We start from the raw sequence: 22,178 nt of genomic DNA, 5'->3' as shown, positions 1-22,178 counted from the left end.
TCGGGCGGCGTCGCTGACGACCGCATGTTTTTTTTACCGGCTGCTTGAGCCTTAACGGTCATGTGTTTCAATAACGGCCGCCTATGTCCTACCGTTCACAGGTTTAAATGCCAGCCGCCCTTTCAAAACGGCCCAGCGTTTCGCTTGCCAGTTGCCGGTGTAGAAACGGCAATGCACCTACGGTGCCGCCCGCCCGTTAAAATGCTTCGCAGCGTGCAGCCCGGAACTTTCCCGCGGCACACTGCTCGAATCTCACTTATTCCCCCATCGCGGAGACTCGTCCGGCCATGACCCTCTAAGCCCTCCCCCAGATCACCGCTTGCGCTACGCGCAACGCGCCTTGTCGATTCCGGAGAGCTTTCCATGGCCCAGTCTTCTCACGCGCCCGCGCCGGCGCATCTTCAGCCGCCCGCGTCGGCGCCTTTCCTCAGCCTGCGTCACGTCAGCCATGCGCTGCCAGACGGCCGCGTCCTGCTCCGTGACGTCAGCCACGACTTCGCCCCCATCCGCCACGGCCTCATCGGCCGCAACGGCGCGGGCAAGTCCTTGCTGCTGCAATTGGCGCACGGCGTTATCGCCACACAAAGCGGCCGCATCGTGCGTCACGGCCGCATCGCCTACGTCCCGCAGGAACAACCACGATCCGACCTCGCCACCTTGGCCCAAGTCGCCGGCATCGCGCCGATTCTTGACGCCTTGTCCAACATCGAATCCGGCAGCACCCGCCAAGCGGATTACGACCTCGCCGAGGGCAATTGGCGCATCCGAGATGAATGGACCCGCATGCTTGCCGACGCGGGCTTACCTGCGTGGCAGCCCGAACATCCCGCATCGGCCGCCAGTGGAGGCGAACTGACCCGAGTCGCGCTCGCCGGCGCCCTCATGCAAACCCCGGACGCCTTGCTGCTGGACGAACCCAGCAACCACCTGGACGCAGGCGCCCGCCGCTGGCTCATGGATCAGATCACCACCTGGCGCGGCGGCTTGATTGTCGTCAGCCATGACAGGACGCTGCTCGATGCCATGTCCTCCATCGTCGAACTGGATCGCGGCAACCTCAACGCCCATTCCGGCAACTATTCCGCCTACCGCGACCACCGCGACCGCTTGACCGCCGCGAACGAAGCGTCCCTAGCACACGCCCGCAACGAACGGGCCGCCACTCTGCGCGCGCTGCGCCAGCAACACGACGCCCAACAACAACGCACCGCCCGCGACACCCGCAAGGCCCGGGATGCGAACCAGGCGCCGATCCTGCTGGGGATGAAGAAGGCGAATGCCCAAGCCCATGCGGGCAGAGAAAACGTGCGGCGGCAGGATACGGTTGCCGCGCTGGATGACGCGGTTAGGCAGGCAGCCGCACAGATTGATCAATCGGCCAACGTCGCACTGGCTTTGCCCGAAACCGCGGTGCCGCAGGGCCGCCGCGTACTGCATCTGGAGCATGCGAGACCGCCCTATCCAGCGGACGTTTTCGCGCTGACGATGACGCTGTCGGGCCCTTTCCGGTTGGCAATTCGCGGGCCGAATGGCTGCGGCAAAAGCGCGTTGCTATCGATGCTGGCGGGGGAGTTGATTCCGCACGAAGGCCTCTGCGACGTACGCGTGCCGACAGCGATGCTAGATCAGCGGGCGTCCGTCATTCCGGAAGATAAGTCCCTGCTGGAGACGCTTCATGCGCTGGGCGCCACGTTATCGGAAGGTGAACTTCGCAGTCGGTTGGCGTTGCTGGGCTTGGGATCTGAGCAAGTCAATGCGCCCGCCGGGACCTTGAGCGGCGGGGAACGCCTCAAGGCTGCGCTGGCATGTGCGTTGTGGCGGAAAACGCCCGCGCAGTTGCTACTGCTGGATGAGCCGACGAATCATTTGGATATTGAGTCGATGGAGGCATTGGAGAAGGCGCTGCGAACGTATCCCGGGGCGATGGTGGTGGTGTCGCATGATGAGGCGTTTTTGGGGAGGATTGCGCCTACGCATGAATTGGTGCGGGGAGTTCGAGGCTGGCGGCTGACTGCGGTATGAAGGGTCGGCCGATGAGGGATCAATTAGCACGGGAGTGTCATAAATTTTGTGTTTGGGGCCTAACATGTTGCTCAAGGAGCATGTATGGCTACCAAGAAAAAGACACCGCTGAGGGAACTGCCGGCGATTCCCGCAGAGTTGGTTGATCAATTCGTCAAAGGCCCTATGACCGCCGAGGCGGTGCAGAACCTGTCGATGGCGTTCAAGAAGGCGCTGATCGAACGGGCCCTGGGAGCGGAATTGGGCCACCACCTGGGCTATCCGGCGGGCGGCGAGCGCCCCGAGCAGGCCACCAATCAACGCAACGGCAAGAGTTCCAAGACAGTCCTGACCGATGACGGGCCGCTGCGGGTGGAGATCCCACGCGACCGCGATGGCAGCTTCGCCCCGATCCTGATCCCCAAGCACGAGCGCCGCTTTACCGGGTTCGACGACAAGATCATCGCCATGTACGCCCGCGGCATGACGGTGCGCGAGATCCAAGGGTTTCTGCTCGAGCAGTACGGCACGGAAGTCTCGCCGGAGTTTGTCAGCTCGGTGACCGACGCGGTGATGGACGAGGTCACGGCCTGGCAAACGCGGCCTCTGGAGACGATGTATCCGGTGGTGTTCTTCGACGCGCTGCGGGTCAAGATCCGCGAGGACGGCGTGGTGCGCAACAAGGCCGTGTACTTGGCGCTGGCGGTGTTGCCAGACGGCACGCGCGACATCCTGGGCCTGTGGATCGAGCAGACTGAGGGCGCCAAGTTCTGGATGAAGGTGTTCAACGAGCTCAAGACCCGTGGCACGCAGGACATCCTGATCGCTGTCACTGACGGTCTAAAGGGCATGGAGCGGGCGCTGAATGCGGTGTTCCCGGCCACGACGCTGCAGACTTGCATCGTGCACCTGATCCGCTCCAGCCTGGAATACGCCAGCTGGAAGGAGCGCCGCACGGTGGCTGCGGCGCTAAGGCCGATCTACACGGCAGCGACCGTGGAGGCAGCGCTGGCCGCGCTCGTGCAGTTCGAGCAAGGCCCTTGGGGCCAGCGCTACGCCCCGATCGCTGACGCATGGCGCCGGGCCTGGGACCGTGTGATCCCGTTCTTTACGTTCCCACCGGCGATCCGCAAGGTGATTTACACCACCAATGCGATCGAGAGCATTAATGCCCAACTGCGCCGCGCGGTGAAAACGCGAGGTCACTTCCCAAGCGACGAAGCCGCCACCAAGCTACTGTGGCTGGTCTTGCGCAACATCACCGGAGCCTGGGGCAGCGCCACGCACGACTGGAAGGCCGCTATGAACCAGTTCGCCGTGATTTATGCAGAACGCTTCACCGACCCGTATCGCTGAGATAGCATCAATAAGCCTGATAGAAACAACTATCAGGCTTCTAACGCCTCAAACACAAAAATACTGACACTCCCGGTTCATACTTCGCGAGAGGTACGAAAAGAATTGCTCAGGCGACCAGAGCGCATGGAACGGGATTATCTGTGGGACATCCTCCACAGTACGTACAACTACAGATCCGGCCTTTCGGGATCACTCTCACTTACGGCTTTGGCTGCCCTCCGTTTCTTTAACCATCCGTCTGGATAGGGAGACGGCTCAAAGGGCTTAATACCCAGCGAATGCGCCCTCGCAGAATATCCCCCTATTCCGCCCATCACAAACCCGAGGATGTTCAACCAACCTGTGCGCCAGACATTCAAATCCAAAAAAATGATAGCGACACCAACAACTACAAACAAAAACCGAAAGAACGGCTTGAAATTACCGTCTCTGATCAATACAGATTTCAAGGTTTCGGGCCATTTATCTGACGAGTGTTTTTTCATATTTTAGTAAATTAACGTCATTAGAGCAAAGTCTCCAGTGCTATGCACTCTATCGCTAGCGACTGTGTTGATCAGCCAAACCTAGATACGAAGCCTGCTTTCTCGACAACATAATTTTTGGGGTTCGACACGACCCACAGAACGTTCGACATGACATTCATGCCTTGCACTGTTTTGCTCACCTCTCCACGGGTTTGACCTCAGCGGCCGCTGCCTGCCTCGATTTCACTTACTGCGAACCTGCAAGGCTCAATATTTTTTTAATCTCAAAGAGTCCGTGTCACCTCCGGGGAGCACATCGACAACCATAATAGCTTCATCCAAATCATCTATTCTTTCAAAGTCCATATACTCTTCACCAACTCTTGGCACATAAAACCTGAAGGTAGTATCCTCACCAAACTCGCCTTCTTTTGACGCAAGAACTACTTCACACGGCACCTTGGACCATAAGCCCCAACGTTATGAGAATTCCCAGCAAAATGCCAGCCCCACACTCAGGCTTCGGTCATTGGCAAAGTCATCGATATGGACTGTGTTTTTTGAAATCTCATATCCAACAAAATCTCCAAACTTATGGCGCACGAGAGCCGCAGACAAATTTCCTCCATCGGACATAAATCTTTTAAAAAAATAGCACTCATTTTTTTTTAATGAATCCTTCGTCCACAATCTTCTTCAGATCCGCTGGCAACAGGGGATAATCCGTTACGCATGCCCTATCTCCAAGCGCAAGACCCTTCATACTCTTATTCATAACAATCAAATTCTCAGTCCAGGACGTACGTGAATTTGAATTTCAAATTCAAGCGTTCATCTTGAGCCTTCACTCTATTCAAAACATCAATGATCTTCGCGTAGTTGCTTTTTGAACGAGCTTCATATAGAGCGTGATCTTTCCAAATTAGCATCAGCGGCCGTTCCACGCCGACGGACAACAGATCCCACAACGCGTCCAAGTTGTGACCATAGAATTGTTGCACGCCGAGGTCTTTGGCCAATTGATAGTGAAAATCTTTATCTGAAAAAACTTTTGAACCTTCTATTTTTATTTCCATATTATTTATCTCCATTTCCCGACAGGCGTAACAGTCTTGTAGTGATCCGTTGTAATGTATAGAAGCCCATCATTCGAGTACATCAATCGAGTGCCACGTTGACTTCCTCTAGAGCTCAGATTATTAATTCCTATATCTGTTTCAAACCAAGTCCGACCAGGCGCGGAGGGAAGAATTCGCTCAGAGTTTAAAAATGGTAACCCCCCTATTTTTAGCAATCGCCAGAAGTAGAAACGCTACGCGGCCATGGCTAACCGCTGTTTTGGGGTAAATCGCCCAGAGCCATATTTGGGTGTCCGTGATTGTAGGACCACATCCACTGCGTGGCGACGCGGTGCACGTGATCTATATCGTCCCAATGATATTGGGATAGCCATTCGTAACGCACGGTGCTGTTGAACCGTTCGACGTAGGCAATCTGCTGTGGCTTGCCCGGCTGGATATATTCGAGTTTTATGCCCCATGCCCCGGCCCACTCGACAATTGCCGCGCTCAGATATTCGGGTCCGTTATCGCACCGAATGGCCAAGGGCTTTCCCCGCCAGCCGATGATCTGCTTGAGTGTGCAGATCACGCGCTCGGACGGCAACGAGAAGTCAACCTCAATGCCCAGCGCCTCGCGGTTGAAATCGTCAATCACGTTGAACACGCGGATGCTGCGCCCATCGGCAAGCTGGTCATGCATGAGGTCCATGGACCATACCTGGTTCACGTTGGTGGGCACGGTCAGTGGCTCAGGTGTCTGCTGCATCAGCCGTTTGGACGGCTTGATATGCAGGTTCAGTTCGAGCTCTCGATAGATCCAGTACACACGCTTGTGGTTCCAGCCGAAGCCTCGAACATTGCGCAGATAAAGGAAGCACGGACCAAAGCCCCAGTTGCGGTGGTTGTCGGTCAGACGTAGTAGCCAGTTGGCGATCTCCTCGTTCTCAGCGTCCGCTTTGATAACGTACCGAGAACAAGTCTGGCTGACCTTGAACGCCTCGCAGGCCATCCGGATTGCTTCGCCGCGATCCTGCACTGCACGTTGGGCCATCTCGCGGCGGCGAGATGGCCTCACCACTTTTTTTCTAGCGCCTCCGTTACGATCTCAGCCATAAGCTTCTCCTCGATGCACACCCTGCGTAGCTAAGCGTTCTCGGCCTCCAGCTCCTTCGTGCGCGCCATCAGAGATACGTCCATGCCGCCGTACTTGGAAGGCCACTTGTAGAACGTAGCCGAGCTGATGCCCATCTCTCGGCACCGCTCAGGAACGGCAAGACCTGCGTCCACGCGCTTGATGGCTTCAATGATCTGGCCATCCGTACATCTCGACTTCTTCATGCGGTAGAACTCCTCAACGAAAAAGTTCTACTTCTGACCTCATCGCTTTTACGGGGGGGATTACCGTTTCGCCCCCCTGTCGCAAGTTCAACTCTCACCGCATCCGCGTTGCTTCCGGTGCCAATTGTGGCTTCATCTCGATACAGGTCATCTACTCTGGGATGATTTGGACCTCACTCCATAATGGTTTCAGCCCTAAACTTTCCATATAAGTCCCAAAGTCGACAAAGCCCTTAACCCCAATATCTTCGTATAAAAACCATGAGGCCTCGCACTCTTGACATACGAACAAGCAAGTGTCGCCAGCTATAATCCTTGCCTTGACAATATCTCCCTGCCCACACCTCGGACACAACATATAAATCCTCTCTACTTAGCAGGATAGGCGGTAATTACCTGATTGGTCCCAGGCCGCACAATAATTTTAATACTCGTTTCTCCCGAAGTGCCAATCGGTCGGCCCATCGGGACAACATATGCACCCGGATCCCCTACTACGGGACTACCTTTCTTCAGCCACGCTTCATCGACAACGCCTAATATTTCTTTTCTGTCCATACTAAAGACGCTATGCGTCGTCTTGGCCGGGTTCGGCTTACGCATGCTCTAAAACATGCAAAACTCTGATTCCTTGAACCGACCTTTCTCCATAGTCTAGGCCTGCTGGCGTTTTCCAAGTCCGCGGAGCCTTGTCAAACGCTACATCTATTGCATCAGCTATCAAGACTTCCGGAGCCTCTGTACTGAGATCGAGAAACTTTTGCTGTACTTGACCACACTTGGTGGCCGCTTCGCAGGTAGAGGCGTCCGCTTCAAACAGCTTAAGCTCGGACAGAGTCAGGTGGTGTTCGTCAACTCGGTCACTGCAGCAATAGTGCTGGTTGTTGAAACCACAGCAATTGCTTCGGACATACCGGCCACAATACTGGCGATCAAATCACCCCGTGCTTCGCGCTCCTCCAAGGACAGCTCATCCCCGCAGCCGTGCCGACCAGCTTCGCAAGCACAGAACTCGCCGCAGCCCCCATGACCAGAAAACTGAATCCGTGAGCGTGCAAATAAGATCTATCGACTAAGACAGCTACTATGCCCAGGCCTAAAATTCAAAGCGCCGGCTCTGCTTTTTCAAACCATTACCTTACCAACAGTTAATAGAAAAACGTCGTGCATGTCCGACCTCGACCGAATAAATGCGGCCGCAGCTTGATTGTTCAATTTTGCTTGACCCGTGTTTATGCAATTTGGAACCCCATCCCAAATGCAATCTACTCTCGCCTCAAACCCGGGGCGGCGCCACATCCCTCCTTCTATCCGAAGCACAAAAAGCTCGCGAGTTTCCGCAGTCGCGCACACCGAAATGGCTGCCCCGGGCGTTAGTTTCATCAAGATGCTCCCATCAAGATTGAAAAAGTCCTCCATGGAATCATATATCCGCCGGCGATCACCTTTCATAACAACTCATCTCCACTCAAGGCGGACTGCCCACAGCCATCACCGCGTGCGGCACCGGCCACGCAGCCCACCACCGTATGCAGTGCCGCGCGAGCGGCATCCGCTTCAGCGCCATCTCCCAACATATCGGCGTAGAGTTTTACCTGCTGAGTCGTTAGTCCCTGCAGGTAATTCACAGCGCTGGCCCGAGCGAATTCGGAAGCGCCGCCTGTAACGTTGCCTGCCGCACCACCCAGGATCGCTGTGGCAATCAAACGATATTCGCCAGTTGGCCTCCCCTTCGCTGCGTCTTCCAGCGCATCGGCTAGTCCGGCGATGCGTATAGGATCTTTTGGGGCGGACTTTCGGACTTCTAATTCCAACAATTCAAACAATCTCTTCAAGCACCCGGGCATTCCCCACACCTTCGTGGCCTGGTCCATTTTCGCCCTGACATACCTGCGACCGCGAGTCGCCTTGCTCGCGCACCGAGCTGGTGGCTACTTCGCCTGCAATCGTCCCTGCCATTGCTCCAGCAACATTCCCTCCCAGCGCGGCACCAAGTCCCCCAACCGCGGCATGGAGCGCAAACGCGCCAGGTTTTCCCTGCCCCAAGATCCGGCTCATCCTTTTTCAGATCCTTCTGAACATCCCTGCAATCTGCGTCCCCAACTGACCGAATGTCTGCTGGAACTCTAGTTGCTCGCGGACCTTGTCAAGGGGGGAGCTTACGATAGCTATTAATACAATCCAACGCCTAGAACTCATTTCCCAAAATCGATTCCACATGCTTCGCCAAATTCGGCAAGTCCGCATACGCTAACCTAGCAAAGTCGGGATAATGCTCGGCCATATACTTCTGCGGATTTGTTGCCGCCCCGCTTGCCTCACTTTCAATCGTTTGAGCAACAAACGCCGGTTCAATAACCCAATTAACGTTAGGAAAGCTCACCCGCTGGTGGGGAAACATAATCCATTTCACACTACCGTTATAGCTATCAATTGCCTGTTTCAGCTTATCAACCAGATGATTGTCTTTATCCTTAAATCGAATCGTCGTATATGGCGGCATCGCTGAGTTGTCACTCCTGTACATTCTTCCATTTTTAAAAACCAGCTCTACCACACGCGACTGATATTTACTCCACTCAAGATCTGCAAACTTTCGGATTACATCACACAACTCATTACCATCAGCAAGTCGTTTCACGTAACCTCCTATTTAAGCACCGTCATCTTAACTCCGCCTGGATTTGTACCATTAATCAACTGCACCCAATCCCCTTTTGGTATCGGATTGGAGGACACGCGAGGGTCGTACACGTACCTGCCATCCGAATAAACCTGATGGTAACTTTGACGTTCTTCAACGTTTCCATTTTCGTAAACGTTTAAATTGTTGCGAACAGATGGAGTTACCTTAAAGATATATCCCTCACCACCAGCCGATTCGTACAAATACTGCGCTATATCCGAACAATCGACGCAGCTAACGTTCGACACCATCCCCTGGACGTAAGAGCCACTCATTACTTCAAGAATCTTTTGATTTGGCGGAAATGCCTCATTTGGCTCTCGAAATGGTCTGTCGATGCCGGGGAGGCCATTATTACTTACATCTCCCCACGCATCACTCTCGATTTCATTGAGGATGATTTGTAAGCCCTGCTGTTCTGGCAGCGGCGACGGCATTATCATCCCGCCTGTCGGCCCATTATTCTCCTGCCCCGGCACACCGCCCACGTTGGGTATTTGCCCCGACTGACCGGGCAACTGTGTCTCCGGAATCTTGCCGGTGCCGTCACTTGGCGGAAGCCCGACCGGTGGAATTGGTTCGCCCGGCCGTCCCGGCAAACCCTCCGGCACATCACCTGCGATGATTTTCGTCACCGCAAGCAATAGCGCTTGGTTGTCCTGCAGCCCCGGCGTCTTGGCCATTAGTTCGGCCGCCAGAAGGTTGATCGTCAAATATTGTGCTGGACTGAGCACCGTTTCACGGCAAGTTGGCGAACGGAAACAAGCACTCAAGCCCGCCATCCCTCCCCGCTTTAACAGAGTCCCTACACCGTTGTTCTCTGTCTCCAACCTTGCACTGCTAACCACTGTGGCAACGTCCGCCCCCAATCCGACAGACACTCCCGCCAACAGCACGGAAACCAAGTTGTTACGAGCCTCCTTGTCCTCACGAGACAGCGCTGACCCGGCTTTTCCGCTGGCTGCGTCCAGAAGCGCGTTCAACACCGATGCCGCACCAGCCCCCAAGGCGGACGCCCCACAGCCATCACCGCGTGCGGCACCGGCCGCGCAGCCCACCACCGTATGCAGTGCCGCGCGAGCGGCCTGCGCCTCAGCGCCATCTCCCAACATATCGGCGTAGAGTTTTACCTGCTGAGTCGTTAGTCCCTGCAGGTAATTCACAGCGCTGGCTCGAGCGAATTCGGAAGCGCCGCCTGTAACGTTGCCTGCCGCACCACCCAGGATCGCTGTGGCAATCAATCGATATTCGCCAGTTGGTCCCCACTTCGCTGCGTCTTCCAGCGCATCGGCTAGTCCGGCGATGCGTACAGGATCACCGCCGCCCACTTTCTTTAGCTCGTTGGCCAGTTCGCTTTCCAACGCATCCGCTTCCTTCGCCCGATTCGTCAAAAACTGCCCCATCTGCCGCTGGGCTTCCGACGCAATTTCAAACCCCGCCTCGATCTTCTCCTTGTCAAAGATCGGCTGGAGCGCATTCAACGTGTCCGACGTATCCCGGTTCAACCCCGCAATCGTCTCTGCAGCCGTCTTACCGGTCAACGCCAGTTGCCCCGCTTCATCACGAATGACGATCGTCCCGCCGCTGATGCCGCTTTGCGTCGTGGAACTGCTGTTGCCGCTTGCCGCGACCACGATCGGGGTGCCCATTCCAAAGCCGCTACTGCCCGTGGAAACGGACGTGCCCGCATCTTTGGACGCGCCCCCTGCGACTTGGCCGCCCTTGGTGGTACCCAAGTCCGAGTCGCCTGACTTCCCGCCAAACCCAAACCCGCCCCCGATGGACACCTGACTGCCGCTGTAGCGCGCCGTGTTCTTGAGATCTTCAGTGACCAGTGTTCCCGTGGTCAGCTTGTTAAGGCCGTCGGCGACCGCCTTGTCGCTGCTGGCAATGACGCCGCCGATGAGCGTGGTGTTGTTCTTGACGTCGATCAGGAAGCCGCCATCGCCCGCCCACAAGCCGGCTTGCTCAGTCACGGTCTTGAAGTTGCTGTTGATCTTGCCCGTGCTGGCATTGGCCGAGATGCTGCTCGACCCTACGCAATATGGTGGGATGCACAGGCTTATGCCAAAACCCGCACTCTTGTTCTTCGAGTCGTACTTGCTGCTGTCTTGCAAGCTCTCCAGCAAGAGATTGCCGCCGACTGACGCGATGATCTGATCTGCCTTGGCGGCCGCACCCTTTAGCGTGGTGTCGCCGCCGGACTGGATCGCCAAGACATTGCCGGCGGTCACGTTGGTGTTGGTCCAGCTTTCGTCCTTGCCGTTGGCGTTGCCTCGACCCACCGAAGCGCCAAGTTCAAGCGTGAAGCCGTTTTGCTGCCCGCCGGAGGAGTACCCGATACCGATACTGGCGCTGCTACTCTTGCTGGTGGTCTTTTGCTCGAAGACGTTGCGCGCGGCCTCCAGCACGATGTCGCCTTCGGCTTTGAGCACCGCGTTGTTGCCAGCCGACAGCGTGGAGCCGGTGACCGTGATGTTCGAGTCCTTGCCCGCGCCTTGCGCAACGACGGTCAGATCCTTGCCTGCGGCAACGGTCGACCCAAAGGCGCTTGAGGCGTTGCGGTCGGTTGTGCTGCTGCTCTTGCTGCTGCCTAGGCTGAGCTTGATGCTGACGCCGCCGGCTTGCTGGACCGCATTGGCGTCCTTCACATTGGCCGCTTGCTGGACGGCATCGTACGCGTTGACGGCTGCCAATGCAGTCGTCGCGCCCGCCAGCCCCTTCATCACAGAGTTGTCCGTTTTACCCGCAGCATCAGCCATGCGCACGCCCGTCTGCACGGCATCGGCGATTGGAGTGCTGGCAGTAAGGGTCAGCCCAGACTGCTTGATCTCGTGAAATTCCCTTTCCTGCGTGGTGTCAAATGCCGCTCCGATGTTCACCTCTTTTCCGATCAAGGTGATATCGCCCTGGCGTGCAATGACGTTGCTGCCCGTGATGCTCAGCGCGTTGCCGGCGTTGATCAGGACACCGCCTTCAACGCTGCCAACGGTGCTGGCGTTGTGGAATACCTTTTTGCTGTCGAGCGAGTCCGTCTGTTTTCTGGAACCGTAGCTAAGACCACCCATCGCGCCAAAGCCGGACTTCTTGACCATCTTGTAGTCGTAGCTGTCCTGGGCGTTCTGACCGGCTAGGATGTTGACGTCGCGCTCGGCGGACAGCACCAAGTCCATTTGCGCGCCAACGTTCGAGCCCGATACATTCAGGTCACGCCCTGCCATCAGAACAGCGGAGTCGCCGGTAAAGGTAGTGGCCAGGGACTGCTCCCAGTCAACTGCCTTTTTGATGTGCGTCGTCTTCGACGACATGAACCCTTTTTTCGTGTAGTGACTTTCGTCATACGCCGAGCCGGTCTGCACGCCCGCCATCAGGTTGATATCTCGTCCGGCACCCACGGCCAGCTGTTCGCCCGCCGTCACGTCCGCGGCACGCGCATTGACGTCCTGCCCGGCAATCAGCGTAAGGTTGCCATCCGCCGCAATGGACGAACCGACTTCCGAGCTGGTGCTCAGGTCGTGACGGTTCTTCTTGTTGCGGACCAGGGATTCGCCGTGGCTTTCCTGCAGTGTGGCCAGGTTGATGTCGCGACCCGCTTGCAGGCGTGCGTCTTCCGTGGCGGTGACTTGCGCGGCCGTCAGGTTGATGTCGCGGCCTGCTTGCATGCTGAGGTTGCCGGCGTCGACGCGGGACACGCCCGAGACGTACGAACCCCAGGTGGCGCCGTTGTTCTCCGAGGCGGAGGTGGACGTAAGCGCGATGTCGCGGCCTGCCGACAGGGCGACGTTGTCGCCCTTGATGAGCGAGACCAGGTTGATCAGGTCTTCGCGTGCGGCGAGGTCGACGATGGCGCCCTGGATCCGGCCGCCGGCCTGGTTGACGATGTTGGCGGCGGTCATGACGGTGGCATCGCGCGCGCCGATGGTGCCGCTGTTGGTGATATCGCCGTCGGCGGCGAGCTTGACGTCGCGGCCGGCCATGAGGGTGCCGTCGCCCTTCAGGTCGCCTTCGCGCACCAAGAGGTAGACCTGCGGGACTAGCACTGTCTCGGTGGTGCCGTCGGGCAGCGTGATGGTCTGCTCGACCAGCCAGACCAGGTCGGTGGTGAGCTGGCGTTGCTGGGCGTCGGTGAGCGCGGCGCCGAGTTTGATGCCGTTGGTCAGGGCGAACTGCGCACCATTGGCGAGCAGTTGCTTGTACTGGCTGTCGTTGTCGCCAAAGCCGTCCAGGAAGCGCTGGCCGGTGGTGGCGAGGATCTGGTCGGAGACGAGTTTCTGTTCGTAGAAGCCGTCGCCCAGGCGGCGGGGTTCGCCGGACGGCGTGAGGAATTTTGCGCCGGCGGGAATCAGGGCGTTAAGACCTCCGGGGGTGTTGCCCAAGCCCGTCTTGATGGCGCCGGAAGCGCCCGCGTTGCCGACCGGTGCGCCGGGCTGTTGCAGGAGGCCGAACAGGTAGTCGCTGGAAACGGACTCGTGGTTGCCGATGAAACGCGGGTCGGTTGCAACGACGTAGGGGGCATCGGGTGTACCGCTGACGGCGAAGAGTTGGCTGTCGGGAATCGTGGCCGGGTTGGAGACGGTGCGCACGACGTTGCCGCCGGGCAGACCAAGGCTGGCAACCAGTACGGGACCGGTTGCGGTGGCGCCGTTGGCGCCAGGCGCCGCGCCGCTGAGTGAGACCGACAGGTTGCCACCGGAGGTACCGACGGGCAGCTCGATGGCTTCGGCGGCGAGGGTGCGGTTGTAGTCCTCAATGTGTTCCTTGCGCTTTCTGCCGCTCGGCTGGGACAAGATGGCGCGGCCAACGCGCGTCACCACGCGCTCGCCTCCCGCTCCAATATTGTTGATGGCCGGCCCGCTTACCGACAGCGTGCCGCCAGCCGCGATCTGGCTCTTATCGTTGGTGACGGTCCCGACGAGCGTCATGGCGCCGCCAGACAGAATCTTTCCAGGATCCGATGAGATGGTGCGGGTTTCGGTGACGGTTTCCTGGACGTCGTAGATCGTGAGGGTGTACCTCATGCGATTCTGGAAATCCAGATTGAACGCCGCTATGCGCGCATCCAGCTCATCGAACGGCACCTTGTAAGCGTAATGCGCTTCTTCGTAGGCCTGCCGTCGGACTTTTTCCGCCGCATAGCAAGCGCCGTCGTTCGCGCGGCATGGAGGATCTCGCGGTACCCACTGCGGCTCCGGGCCAACCGGCGGCGTCACACCGAAGACGGCCCAGACTCGCTCATCGGTACCGTACGGGTGCGTAACCGGCGGGTACACCCAGTTGTCCCCAAACCGAGTTTCGGGCGTACAAACTTCGATGTCATTCGTGATTGAACAATGAATTCTGCGCGGAACCTCCACCCGTGCGATGGGACCCTCATCATCCGTAATGCCCGTGTACCAAGGCGCGTAATCGAAGGGAGGACCATATCGAGAGGCGGGATAGTTGTCGGACGGAAGCAAGAACCCGTGCTGGGAGTCGTTTTCAAGAAGGTCGATGCCCTTTTCGCACCTTGGGCGGTCTTTGACGCAGAACCAGTTGGATTCCATGTCGTACATTTCGGTGGAGCCCGCCGGCGTCACGTACACCTTCGGCACGGTCAACACCGGCACAACTTCGCTGGCGTAGTTCGTATTGATGTTCTGCAGCGACACCGCGGAAATCACCGCGTTCCCTGCAGCCTCAATCGTCGCCGACGCATTGACGAGCGACGCAGCCTGCCCGATAGCCTTGCGATTCGCGTCCAGCGCGCTCCCGATGCGCATATCCCCGGCCGCGTAGATCAGCCCATGTTCGCGATTCACGAGCGAACCCACGCCGATATCCAGATCGCCGCGGGACGCGATGACCGCGCCGCCGCCGGGCCCTGCTCCGTTGACGATTTCTCCCGCACGGATAGCGATGGTGTTGCCGTAGATGCGGCCGAAGTTGTCGACGCGACCTGCGTTGATGTGGGTCGCGCCGCCGTCGATAAGGCCCGAGTTCGTGAGGCCGTTGGTGACGTTGATGGTGTTGTTGCGTCCGGCCAGCAGTTCGCCGCTGGCCTGGTTGTTGAGCGCGTTGGCCGTGATGGTCAGGTCACGGCCGGCGCTGACGGTGGCGCTGTTGTCCATGTTGCCGCCGACCGACATCGTCAGGTCGCGGCCGGCGGCGAGGTCGCCGGTCTGGTTGAGCGATCCGGTGTAGGTGAAGGACAGGTCCTGCGCGGATTGGAGCAGGCCCAGGCCTTGCAGCGCCTGGATCGTGACCGCGAGGCGTTCGCCGGCCAGCAACTTGCCCTGGTGGTTCTTCAGCATTGCGGCCTTGATGGTCGCGTAGCGCTCAGCGGCGATGTTGCCGCCGGTGTTGTCCAGATCGCCGGTATCCAGCGTCAGGTCTTGGCCCGCGCTGATGGCGCCGGACTGGTTGTTGATGCCGCCGGCGACGATGGTGGCCGTTTTGGCCAGCACGCCTTTGGGCGGCGATCCGGATGCGGTCAGCGTGGCGCGGTTGTCCAGGCTGGCGGCGTTCAGGGTCAGGGTGTCGTCGGCCTGAATCAGGCCGCCCTGGTTGTCGACGGTGCCGGTCGCAACCAAGGTGAGATTCGCGCCCGCCAGCGTGCCGCCGGCATTGCCAATACGCGCGGCGTCGATGCGTGCATCGCCCGCAGCGGCGATCAGGCCGGCGGTGTTATCCAGTTCGCCGCCCAGTTTGACGACGGCCTCACTGGCAGACGTGATCTTGCCGTCTTGATTGCGCAAGTTGGAGGCGGCGATGTCGACGCTGCCGCCGTGCAGGACGGCGTTGCGCGTGGTGATGTCGCCGGAGGTTGTGAGCCCGAGCTTGCCGACGGCCGAGACGTTGCCGCCGGACATATCCATACCGCCTGCGGCCAGGGTCATGTCCTTGCCGGCCGCGCTGATGCCCGGGTGCGTGATGAAGGCTGCGGTCAAGTTGACGCTGCCGGGCAGACTGAGCGTGCCGTCCTCGCCGACACCAGCGATGAAGCGGCCGCTGTTGTTCAGCGCGCTTTTTGCCGTGGCGGTGACGTCGCCACCCGCGAGCACCGAGCCGGTGTTGGTCAGGCCGGTATCTGACAGCAGGGAGGCTGCGCCTGCCGCGGACACAATGCCTGCGTTCTTCAAGAGGCTGCCGGACCGGAGGCCGATATCCGCGGCGGATTGGATGCGGCCGTCGGCCGTGGTTGAGAGCGCGCCCTGGGCATCGATGGTGACGTTGCCGGCCTGGGTGGCCGCGACGCCGCCCAGCGTGGCGTCGCCGCCCGCGCGCAGCGTCATGGCTTGTCCGGCGGCAGCCGAACCCATGAGGTTCAGCGCGCCGCCCGCGGTGGCGGTCAGCGCTGCGCCCGCTTGCAGGCTGGACGCAGAACCCGTGTCGAGATTGCCGTTTTGCGTCTCCAGCTTCAGGTCGCCTTCCAACGCGGCCACGGTGCCGTTGAGGGTCATGCCACTGCCCGCGCTGAGGGTTTGCGTGATGCCTGCCAGCATGCTGCCGGCGGCAAGCAATGTGCCTTGCGCGGTGGACGTGAGCGTGCCGGCGGCTTGCGCCAGGCCTGCCGCACCGACCGCGACGTTGCGGCCGGTCAGGGTCAGGTTCGCATCGCTGGCGGCGGTGCCGTCCACGCGCGCATCGCGCGCGGCCGACAGCATCATGTCGCCCACGGACGCCAACGCTCCGGCGGCGCTGACGTCGCGTTGGGCTTGCGCCGTGAGGGTGCCCGCCGCCTGCAACTGCGCGCCCTGCTTGGCGATCACATCGCGCCCGGTAACCAGCAAATTGCCCGCGCCCGCCTCGCCCAGCGCAGCAGCCGTGCCGCCCAGACGCGCATCGCCGGTCGCCGCCAGCGTCAGGCCGCCGCCCGCGACGATGACGCCGTCGGACGCCAGGTCGGCGCCCGATTGCGCGATGAGGTTCTGCGCGGCCTGCATGCGGCCGGTGGCGCCGACGCGCAATTGCCCGCCCGCGTCGGCGGTCAGGTTGCCGGCAAGCGCCGCCACGGTGCCGTCGACGCCCAAATTGCGCTGTGCCGTCAGGCTCGCGGGCGTGCCCGCCGTGACGAGGCCGGTCACAAAGAGATCCCGGGCAGCCTGGGCTTGCAGCAGGCCTGCCTGACCCGCAGCAGGCTCCGCGGTGCCTGCGGTGCCAGCGACGCGCAGGTCCTGGCCTGCGCCGAGGAAAAGATTGGCGTTGCCTTGCGCCAGCCCGCCCTGGCCCACCGTCAGGTCCGTGCCCGCTTCGGCGCGCAGGGTGCCGTTGGCGACCGTCTTGCCGTTCAGTTCGGCGCGGGAATCTGCGGAAAGATGAATGTCGGCTTCACCGGAGAGGGCGCCATTTGCGAGCAGGTTGCCGCCAGCCTGGGCCGTCAATTGCTGCGCGGCCTGCAGGGTGCTGGCCGAGCCGAGCGTCATGTCGCCGCCGCTGGCGGCCTGAAGCGTGCCAGCGTCGGCCAGTAGCGTGCCGTCCACCCGCAGACTGTCTTGCGTAGTGATCTGCGCGGATTGGCCCGCGATGAGGGCGCCCGCCAGCGACGCGTCGCCTGCCATGGCCGTCACCGACCCGTCCGCTTGCTGGCGTGAGGCGGAAGATGTGGCGAGAGTTTCGCCCGCCTGCACCTGCAGATCGCCAGTCGCGAGCGTTGCGCCATCAAGCGTCATGTCGCGCGCCGCCTGCATCGACAGGTCTTTCAGCGACGTGACCTTACCCAGGCTTTGCAGGCTGCCGCCAGCCGTCAGGCCAACGGGACCGGCCGCCGCCAACTGTGCATTCGCGCCGAGGGCGACGTCGCCGTCGGTCAAGACCGTCATGCTGCCGGACGCGGCCGTGATCGTGCCGTTGACCGCCAGCGTCTGGCCCGCCGTCAGCGCAGTGTTGCCGTTGGCGCGGAGCGTGCCAGCCAGCGTCATGCCGGCGCCCGCCTTGGCGGCAATCTCGCCTTCGGCGTCCCACTGGGCGGGCGCGTCCATGCGCAGATCGCGCGCCGCGTCGATGCCGATGCGGCCGGTGGCAGACCCCTTGCCCGTCACCCGTGCGTCGCGCCCGGCCATCAGCGACAAGTCGCCGCGCGCGCCGACAAGTCCGCCCAGGTTCAGGTCCGCGCTTGCACGTATCTGGGCGGGTCCCCCTGATTGAATCTGAGCGGTCGCCCCCGTCGTCAGGTCGCCGCCAGCCTGCGCATGCAACGCGCCCGCGGCGGTGACTTGGCCAGGCAGCACCATGTCGCGGCCCGCCTTGAGCGCTACCGCGCCTGCTGCGGTGACCAGACCGCTGGAATTCGTGCCGACTTGCGCCGCGCCGGTGGCGGTGCCCGCCGCGCCGCCGTTGCCCGCGTTCGAACCGCCCGCCGCCGACCCGGAGCCGGAGCCCGAACCGGAACTCGAACCACCGGAGCCCGCGTTCCCCGTGCCTGCGCCACTGCCCGGCGGCGTCCCTCCCGGCGCGATGTCGCCGCCGATCCGCACATTCCGCGCGGATTCAACCCGCACGTCTTGTCCGCCCATCAGCAGCGTGCCGCCCAACGACAGGTCCTGTCCGGCCGCGACGCGAAGCGCGCCCTGCGTCTGCACCGAGGCTTGCGCGGCGACGCTTACGTTGCCTGCCGCGTTCACATCGATCGAACCGCCCGCGCCGACCGCCCCCGTGATCGCGGCATTGCCGCCGGCGGCCAGCGCCACGTTGCCCGCGGCTTGCGCGGCGCCGTCCACCGACACGTCACGCCCGGATGCCAGGCGCAGATCCCGCGCCGCCTGCACGGCGGCGCTGGGCGCGATACGGACGTCGCCCGATGCGCTGACTTCCAGGTCGCCGGTCAGTGCAACCAGGTTGCCGCCCACGTTCACGCCGACGCCCGCCTCGGTGCCGATCAGCCGGATGCTGTTGGCGTACATGCCGCCCAGCGCCGCGGTGTCCAGCGCCACGACGGGCGCCGGGCCCTCGCCGGTGCCAGCGGTCGCGTTGCCGGTGGCGTAATCCACGCGCGCCGCACCCGCCGTGGCGTTGAGCCGGTCGGCCCAGACGCCGGCGTTGATTTCCAGCGTCCGCGCGATGAGGTCGACCTGGCTGGTGGCGGTGCCGTTCAGCCCCTGGCCTTCGACGCGCAGCTTGCCGCCGGCAACTTCCAGCGCGATGTTGCCGTCAGGCCCCACCTGCGGACGGCCCGTGGTCAGCGTGGCGCGATCGGCGTTCAGAAAGCCGCAACCGTTGCAGGTGATGCCTGCCGGATTGGCGACGATGACATTGGCGCGATTGCCCGCGACTTCAAGCGTGCCCATCAGTTGCGACGGGTTGGGCGCGGTGACCTGGTTCAGGATGGTGGTGGCGCGCTGGTTGCCCAACATGACATTGCCGGCCACCTGGCCGGCCAGTTGCGTCTGGCTGGCGCCGCCGCTGTTGTTCAGCACCACGCCGGACGGTCCCACGTTGAACTGCGTGTAGCGGTTGTTGGACACGCCGCCCGCCGACGGCGGCGCGATGTTGACGACCGGCACGCCGTTGGTGACGCCCACGGTCGGCTTTTGCCCGGCCACGTTCCTGTCGACGGAGATCGGCAGCGTCTGCGCCAGCACGGGCGTCCAGACCTGCGTGAAGACGATGGACCAGACAATCAACGAACGAAGCTTGGACATCATGCGCACCTGACGGGGAACAGCGGATTTAGAACTCGAGCATCACGGCCATCGCGAAGACGGTGGACGCGGTTTTGAGCGATTCGGGTTTCTTGAGCGGCCAGCCGGCCGAGAGGTCGTAGCTGGCGCTGACATGGGGAATGGACAGACGGCCACGCAGGCCTGCGACCGCGCCGACCAGCGTCCGGCCGGACAGGTACTCGGCGGACGGGCCGCCCACCCGCCCGACGTCCAAGCCGGTATAGAGCTGCTGGCCGGCAAGGCCGGTCAGATCGTCCAGGTTGAACGACAGATCGTTGCGCAGCGTCCAGCCATCTTCGGCGGCGAGCGTCATCTGGCCATCGAAGCCGCGCACGGCGTAGCGGTTGCCGATCGTGAAGTAGTCAGCCGGCACAATGGCCGTCTTGGCGTGCTGGATCTGCCAGTTGGCCTGATAGGCAAGCGTTTGCCCGGCAACCTGGAACGGCAGATAAGCGCCCGCGTTGGCGGTAAGAATCGTGCTGCGCCCGTTCCAGTCCGGGTCGCCGTAGATGTAGCCGGGCTCGTCGGAGAACTGAGGCAGCGTGCCGCGCACGCCGCCGCCGATGTCCAGCACGGCCTGGCCGACGTAATGGCGATGCCCGTAGCCGATCTCGTAGCCCGTGACGTCGCGGCGCTGAACGTCGATGGCCACGTCGTTCAGGGTGCTGTCGGTGCGCTTGCGCAGCACGGTGAGTGACAGGTTGCCCTTGTAGGAGGTGCCCCGGTACGGCACGACCGATACGCCTGCCTGGATCTGCTTGGTGGTGCCGCCGTAGACGATGGGTTCTTCGAAGCCGGCGACCGTCTGGCGGTATGTGGATTTGCTGGCGCCCGCGAAGACGGTCCAGTAGCCGAACGGCACGTTGTAGTTGATGGAAGCGGCGCGCGTGTGGGAGTCGGCGTCGCGCCAGTGCGCATTGCTGTTCCACGAGACCGACAACTGGTCGTAAAGGAACAGCGGGGAATCCAGGGTCAGGCCGGCATTGAGTTGATACTTGCCCACCGTATCCATGCCGCCGTTGTCGCCACCCAGGTAGCCATGCCAGCGCTTGCCGGTGCCGGGCTTGATGAGAATGTCCGAGTCGCCCAGTTCGGGACCGGGCGCGATATCGATGGCGGCATCGGCCTGACTGCCCAGCCGCCGCATGTTCTCAAGCGCCTGGTCCAGATCACGCTGATTCAGTTCGCCGCCCGGGCCGGTGGGCAACGCCGTGCGCCACCAACCGATGCCGTCCTGGCTTTGAACAGCGGAAATGCGGCCTGGCAGATAACGCAGCGTCAGCGACCCGTCCGCAAGTGACTGCTCGGGCACGACGACGCGCGCGGTGACCAGGCCGTCGTCGATCAGCAAGCCGATCAGGTGTTCTTGAAGCGCCCGCAACCCGCGGCCGCCCACGCATTCGCCCAGCACGATGGCCGTGGCGCGCGCCAGGAGATCCGGCGGCTCGGCGCCTTCCCAGATGACTTCCCGCAAGACGAAGCACGGGGTTTCGGGCGGAAGGGCCAACCCGCCCGGCTGGGCCCCGGAGGGCGCCGACAGCACGTCGGGACGCTCGGCCGCCCGCGCGCGTTGAGCGTCGATTTCCTGCTCCTGCCGGCGCTGGATTTCTGTGGCGCGCTGTGCGGCCTCAGGGGCGGGTTGCGCCCACGCCGAACTGATGCCCGCTCCGGCGCAAAGCGCCGCCCAAATCAACCATGCTCCGTGAAAATGCTGCGATCCGCTCATACGTCTGGACGCTTTCGGCCAACCGCCGTGCGTCGTCTCCTGTTGATCGATTGGGGCTGAATTTTGCCGCGCAATACCGTTTATTACAATATATATCTATTGTTTCTTGGTTGAATTCCGCACCATTGCGACGTTTTGCCGTCCGTATGCCGACCATTGCCGTCTTTTATTGATATTTCTTAAAGACGGAACTCGGACACGTAACAAATCGACTTCGAACGGGTGCGTAGGCATCTACATCAGCCGCCTTTGTAAAACGCTGGCGAAACGGCAGAAATCAGAGAACTCTGAAATATCGGGCCGGGTTAACCCGAATGCCGGCATAACTACAAATCGTCAATAATTCGCCAACGTTTTGTCGTTGATCCGTCCCTTTGCCCGCCTTGCCCATGTCTGTATCCGTTCGGGACGCCATCGTTTCGTCTTCCCACCTTGCGTCTTCCGCGCCAGAGCTGTCCGAGGTCGAATTCGGCCTGATCATTGCGTCGCATGCGTTCAACCGCTGGATGGTGCGCTGCATGGCGTGTGCGGGGCTGCCCGAACTGACGTCGCTGGATATCCTGGTGCTCAACCACGTATTCCATCGGGGCCGGGGCAAGAAACTGGCCGACATCTGCTTCACGCTCAATGTCGAAGACACCCACCTGGTGAATTACTCGCTCAAGAAGCTGGAGCGCCTAGGCGTCGTCCAAAGCGCCAAGACGGGCAAGGAAGTGATCTACACCACCACCGACGCCGGCGCGGCCGCCATCCAGCGCTACGCCGAAGTGCGCGAGCAGTGCCTCGTCAAACCGTTCATCGACTCCCCCGCCGCCGACAACGCCAGTCATCAACTGGCCAATACCTTGCGTGCCCTTTCGGGCCTGTACGACCAGGCCGCCCGCGCGGCCACCTCGCTGTGAG

General features: G+C 61.1%; 12 protein-coding genes and 1 pseudogene. 4 read left to right on the top strand and 9 right to left on the bottom strand.

Annotated features, from left to right (window positions below; translation table 11 throughout):
• The first annotated feature begins 363 nt into the window (after nt 1-363).
• A complete protein-coding gene (locus ASD87_RS17250) occupies nt 364-2,022 on the top strand; it encodes an ABC-F family ATP-binding cassette domain-containing protein (protein WP_056324091.1) in 1,659 nt (552 codons plus the stop codon).
• 84 nt (nt 2,023-2,106) lie between these two features.
• Nucleotides 2,107-3,357 carry an IS256 family transposase gene (locus ASD87_RS17245; protein WP_056324088.1) on the top strand — a complete coding sequence of 417 codons (1,251 nt, stop codon included), beginning with the start codon at nt 2,107-2,109 and terminating at the stop codon, nt 3,355-3,357.
• Between the two features lie 1,258 nt (nt 3,358-4,615).
• On the opposite strand, the gene ASD87_RS17240 is transcribed toward ASD87_RS17245, so the two are convergent.
• The 9 genes and pseudogenes from ASD87_RS17240 to ASD87_RS17220 form a co-directional block, all read right to left on the bottom strand.
• The gene (locus ASD87_RS17240; protein WP_056324086.1) at nt 4,616-4,903 is read right to left on the bottom strand and encodes a barstar family protein; all 288 of its coding nucleotides are present in this window, start codon (nt 4,901-4,903) and stop codon (nt 4,616-4,618) included.
• Between the two features lie 5 nt (nt 4,904-4,908).
• Entirely contained in the window at nt 4,909-5,121 is a 213-nt protein-coding gene (locus tag ASD87_RS27610; RefSeq protein ID WP_082586326.1) for a ribonuclease domain-containing protein, read from the bottom strand.
• Nucleotides 5,122-5,139: 18 nt separating this feature from the next.
• Nucleotides 5,140-6,226 (bottom strand): annotated as a pseudogene (locus tag ASD87_RS17235) (IS3 family transposase).
• Between the two features lie 837 nt (nt 6,227-7,063).
• Nucleotides 7,064-7,189: a hypothetical protein gene (locus ASD87_RS27510; RefSeq protein ID WP_255357266.1), complete on the bottom strand. Its 126-nt coding sequence runs from the start codon at nt 7,187-7,189 to the stop codon at nt 7,064-7,066.
• A gap of 162 nt (nt 7,190-7,351) precedes the next feature.
• Complete coding sequence (locus ASD87_RS26640; protein ID WP_235512738.1) at nt 7,352-7,609, bottom strand: colicin immunity protein; 258 nt, start codon at nt 7,607-7,609, stop codon at nt 7,352-7,354.
• Between the two features lie 65 nt (nt 7,610-7,674).
• The gene (locus ASD87_RS26970; RefSeq protein ID WP_156403445.1) at nt 7,675-8,061 is read right to left on the bottom strand and encodes a hypothetical protein; all 387 of its coding nucleotides are present in this window, start codon (nt 8,059-8,061) and stop codon (nt 7,675-7,677) included.
• Nucleotides 8,062-8,414: 353 nt separating this feature from the next.
• Nucleotides 8,415-8,867, bottom strand: coding sequence for a hypothetical protein (locus ASD87_RS26965; protein ID WP_156403444.1), 453 nt, complete (start codon nt 8,865-8,867; stop codon nt 8,415-8,417).
• An 8-nt stretch (nt 8,868-8,875) separates the two neighbouring features.
• Nucleotides 8,876-19,531 carry a hemagglutinin repeat-containing protein gene (locus ASD87_RS17225; RefSeq protein ID WP_056324078.1) on the bottom strand — a complete coding sequence of 3,552 codons (10,656 nt, stop codon included), beginning with the start codon at nt 19,529-19,531 and terminating at the stop codon, nt 8,876-8,878.
• Between the two features lie 25 nt (nt 19,532-19,556).
• On the bottom strand, nt 19,557-21,275 hold the full coding sequence (locus ASD87_RS17220) for a ShlB/FhaC/HecB family hemolysin secretion/activation protein (RefSeq protein WP_056324075.1): 1,719 nt from the start codon (nt 21,273-21,275) through the stop codon (nt 19,557-19,559).
• Here ASD87_RS17220 and ASD87_RS27125 point away from each other — a divergent pair.
• Together ASD87_RS27125 and ASD87_RS17215 are read left to right on the top strand one after the other, a co-directional pair.
• Nucleotides 21,245-21,448 (top strand): hypothetical protein, encoded by a 204-nt coding sequence (locus tag ASD87_RS27125; protein ID WP_162256780.1) that lies wholly within the window; start codon nt 21,245-21,247, stop codon nt 21,446-21,448. The two genes, ASD87_RS17220 and ASD87_RS27125, sit on opposite strands and share 31 nt — an antisense overlap.
• 216 nt (nt 21,449-21,664) lie before the next feature.
• On the top strand, nt 21,665-22,177 hold the full coding sequence (locus tag ASD87_RS17215) for a winged helix DNA-binding protein (protein ID WP_056324071.1): 513 nt from the start codon (nt 21,665-21,667) through the stop codon (nt 22,175-22,177).
• Nucleotide 22,178: the final 1 nt, after the last annotated feature.

The sequence above is a fragment of the Achromobacter sp. Root170 genome (assembly GCF_001428165.1).
GTDB lineage: Bacteria > Pseudomonadota > Gammaproteobacteria > Burkholderiales > Burkholderiaceae_B > Achromobacter > Achromobacter mucicolens.
Note: the sequence above shows the minus strand (reverse complement) of the source record. Positions and strands in the feature narration are given on the sequence as shown.

What these genes read in the sequence shown, in the direction of transcription:
- ASD87_RS17250 (WP_056324091.1), top strand. Translation starts at nt 364, where the DNA reads ATGGCCCAGTCTTCTCACGCGCCCGCGCCGGCGCATCTTCAGCCGCCC.
- ASD87_RS17245 (WP_056324088.1), top strand. Translation starts at nt 2,107, where the DNA reads ATGGCTACCAAGAAAAAGACACCGCTGAGGGAACTGCCGGCGATTCCC.
- ASD87_RS17240 (WP_056324086.1), bottom strand. Translation starts at nt 4,903, where the DNA reads ATGGAAATAAAAATAGAAGGTTCAAAAGTTTTTTCAGATAAAGATTTT.
- ASD87_RS26640 (WP_235512738.1), bottom strand. Translation starts at nt 7,609, where the DNA reads ATGAAACTAACGCCCGGGGCAGCCATTTCGGTGTGCGCGACTGCGGAA.
- ASD87_RS17225 (WP_056324078.1), bottom strand. Translation starts at nt 19,531, where the DNA reads ATGATGTCCAAGCTTCGTTCGTTGATTGTCTGGTCCATCGTCTTCACG.
- ASD87_RS27125 (WP_162256780.1), top strand. Translation starts at nt 21,245, where the DNA reads ATGCTCCGTGAAAATGCTGCGATCCGCTCATACGTCTGGACGCTTTCG.
- ASD87_RS17220 (WP_056324075.1), bottom strand. Translation starts at nt 21,275, where the DNA reads ATGAGCGGATCGCAGCATTTTCACGGAGCATGGTTGATTTGGGCGGCG.
- ASD87_RS17215 (WP_056324071.1), top strand. Translation starts at nt 21,665, where the DNA reads ATGTCTGTATCCGTTCGGGACGCCATCGTTTCGTCTTCCCACCTTGCG.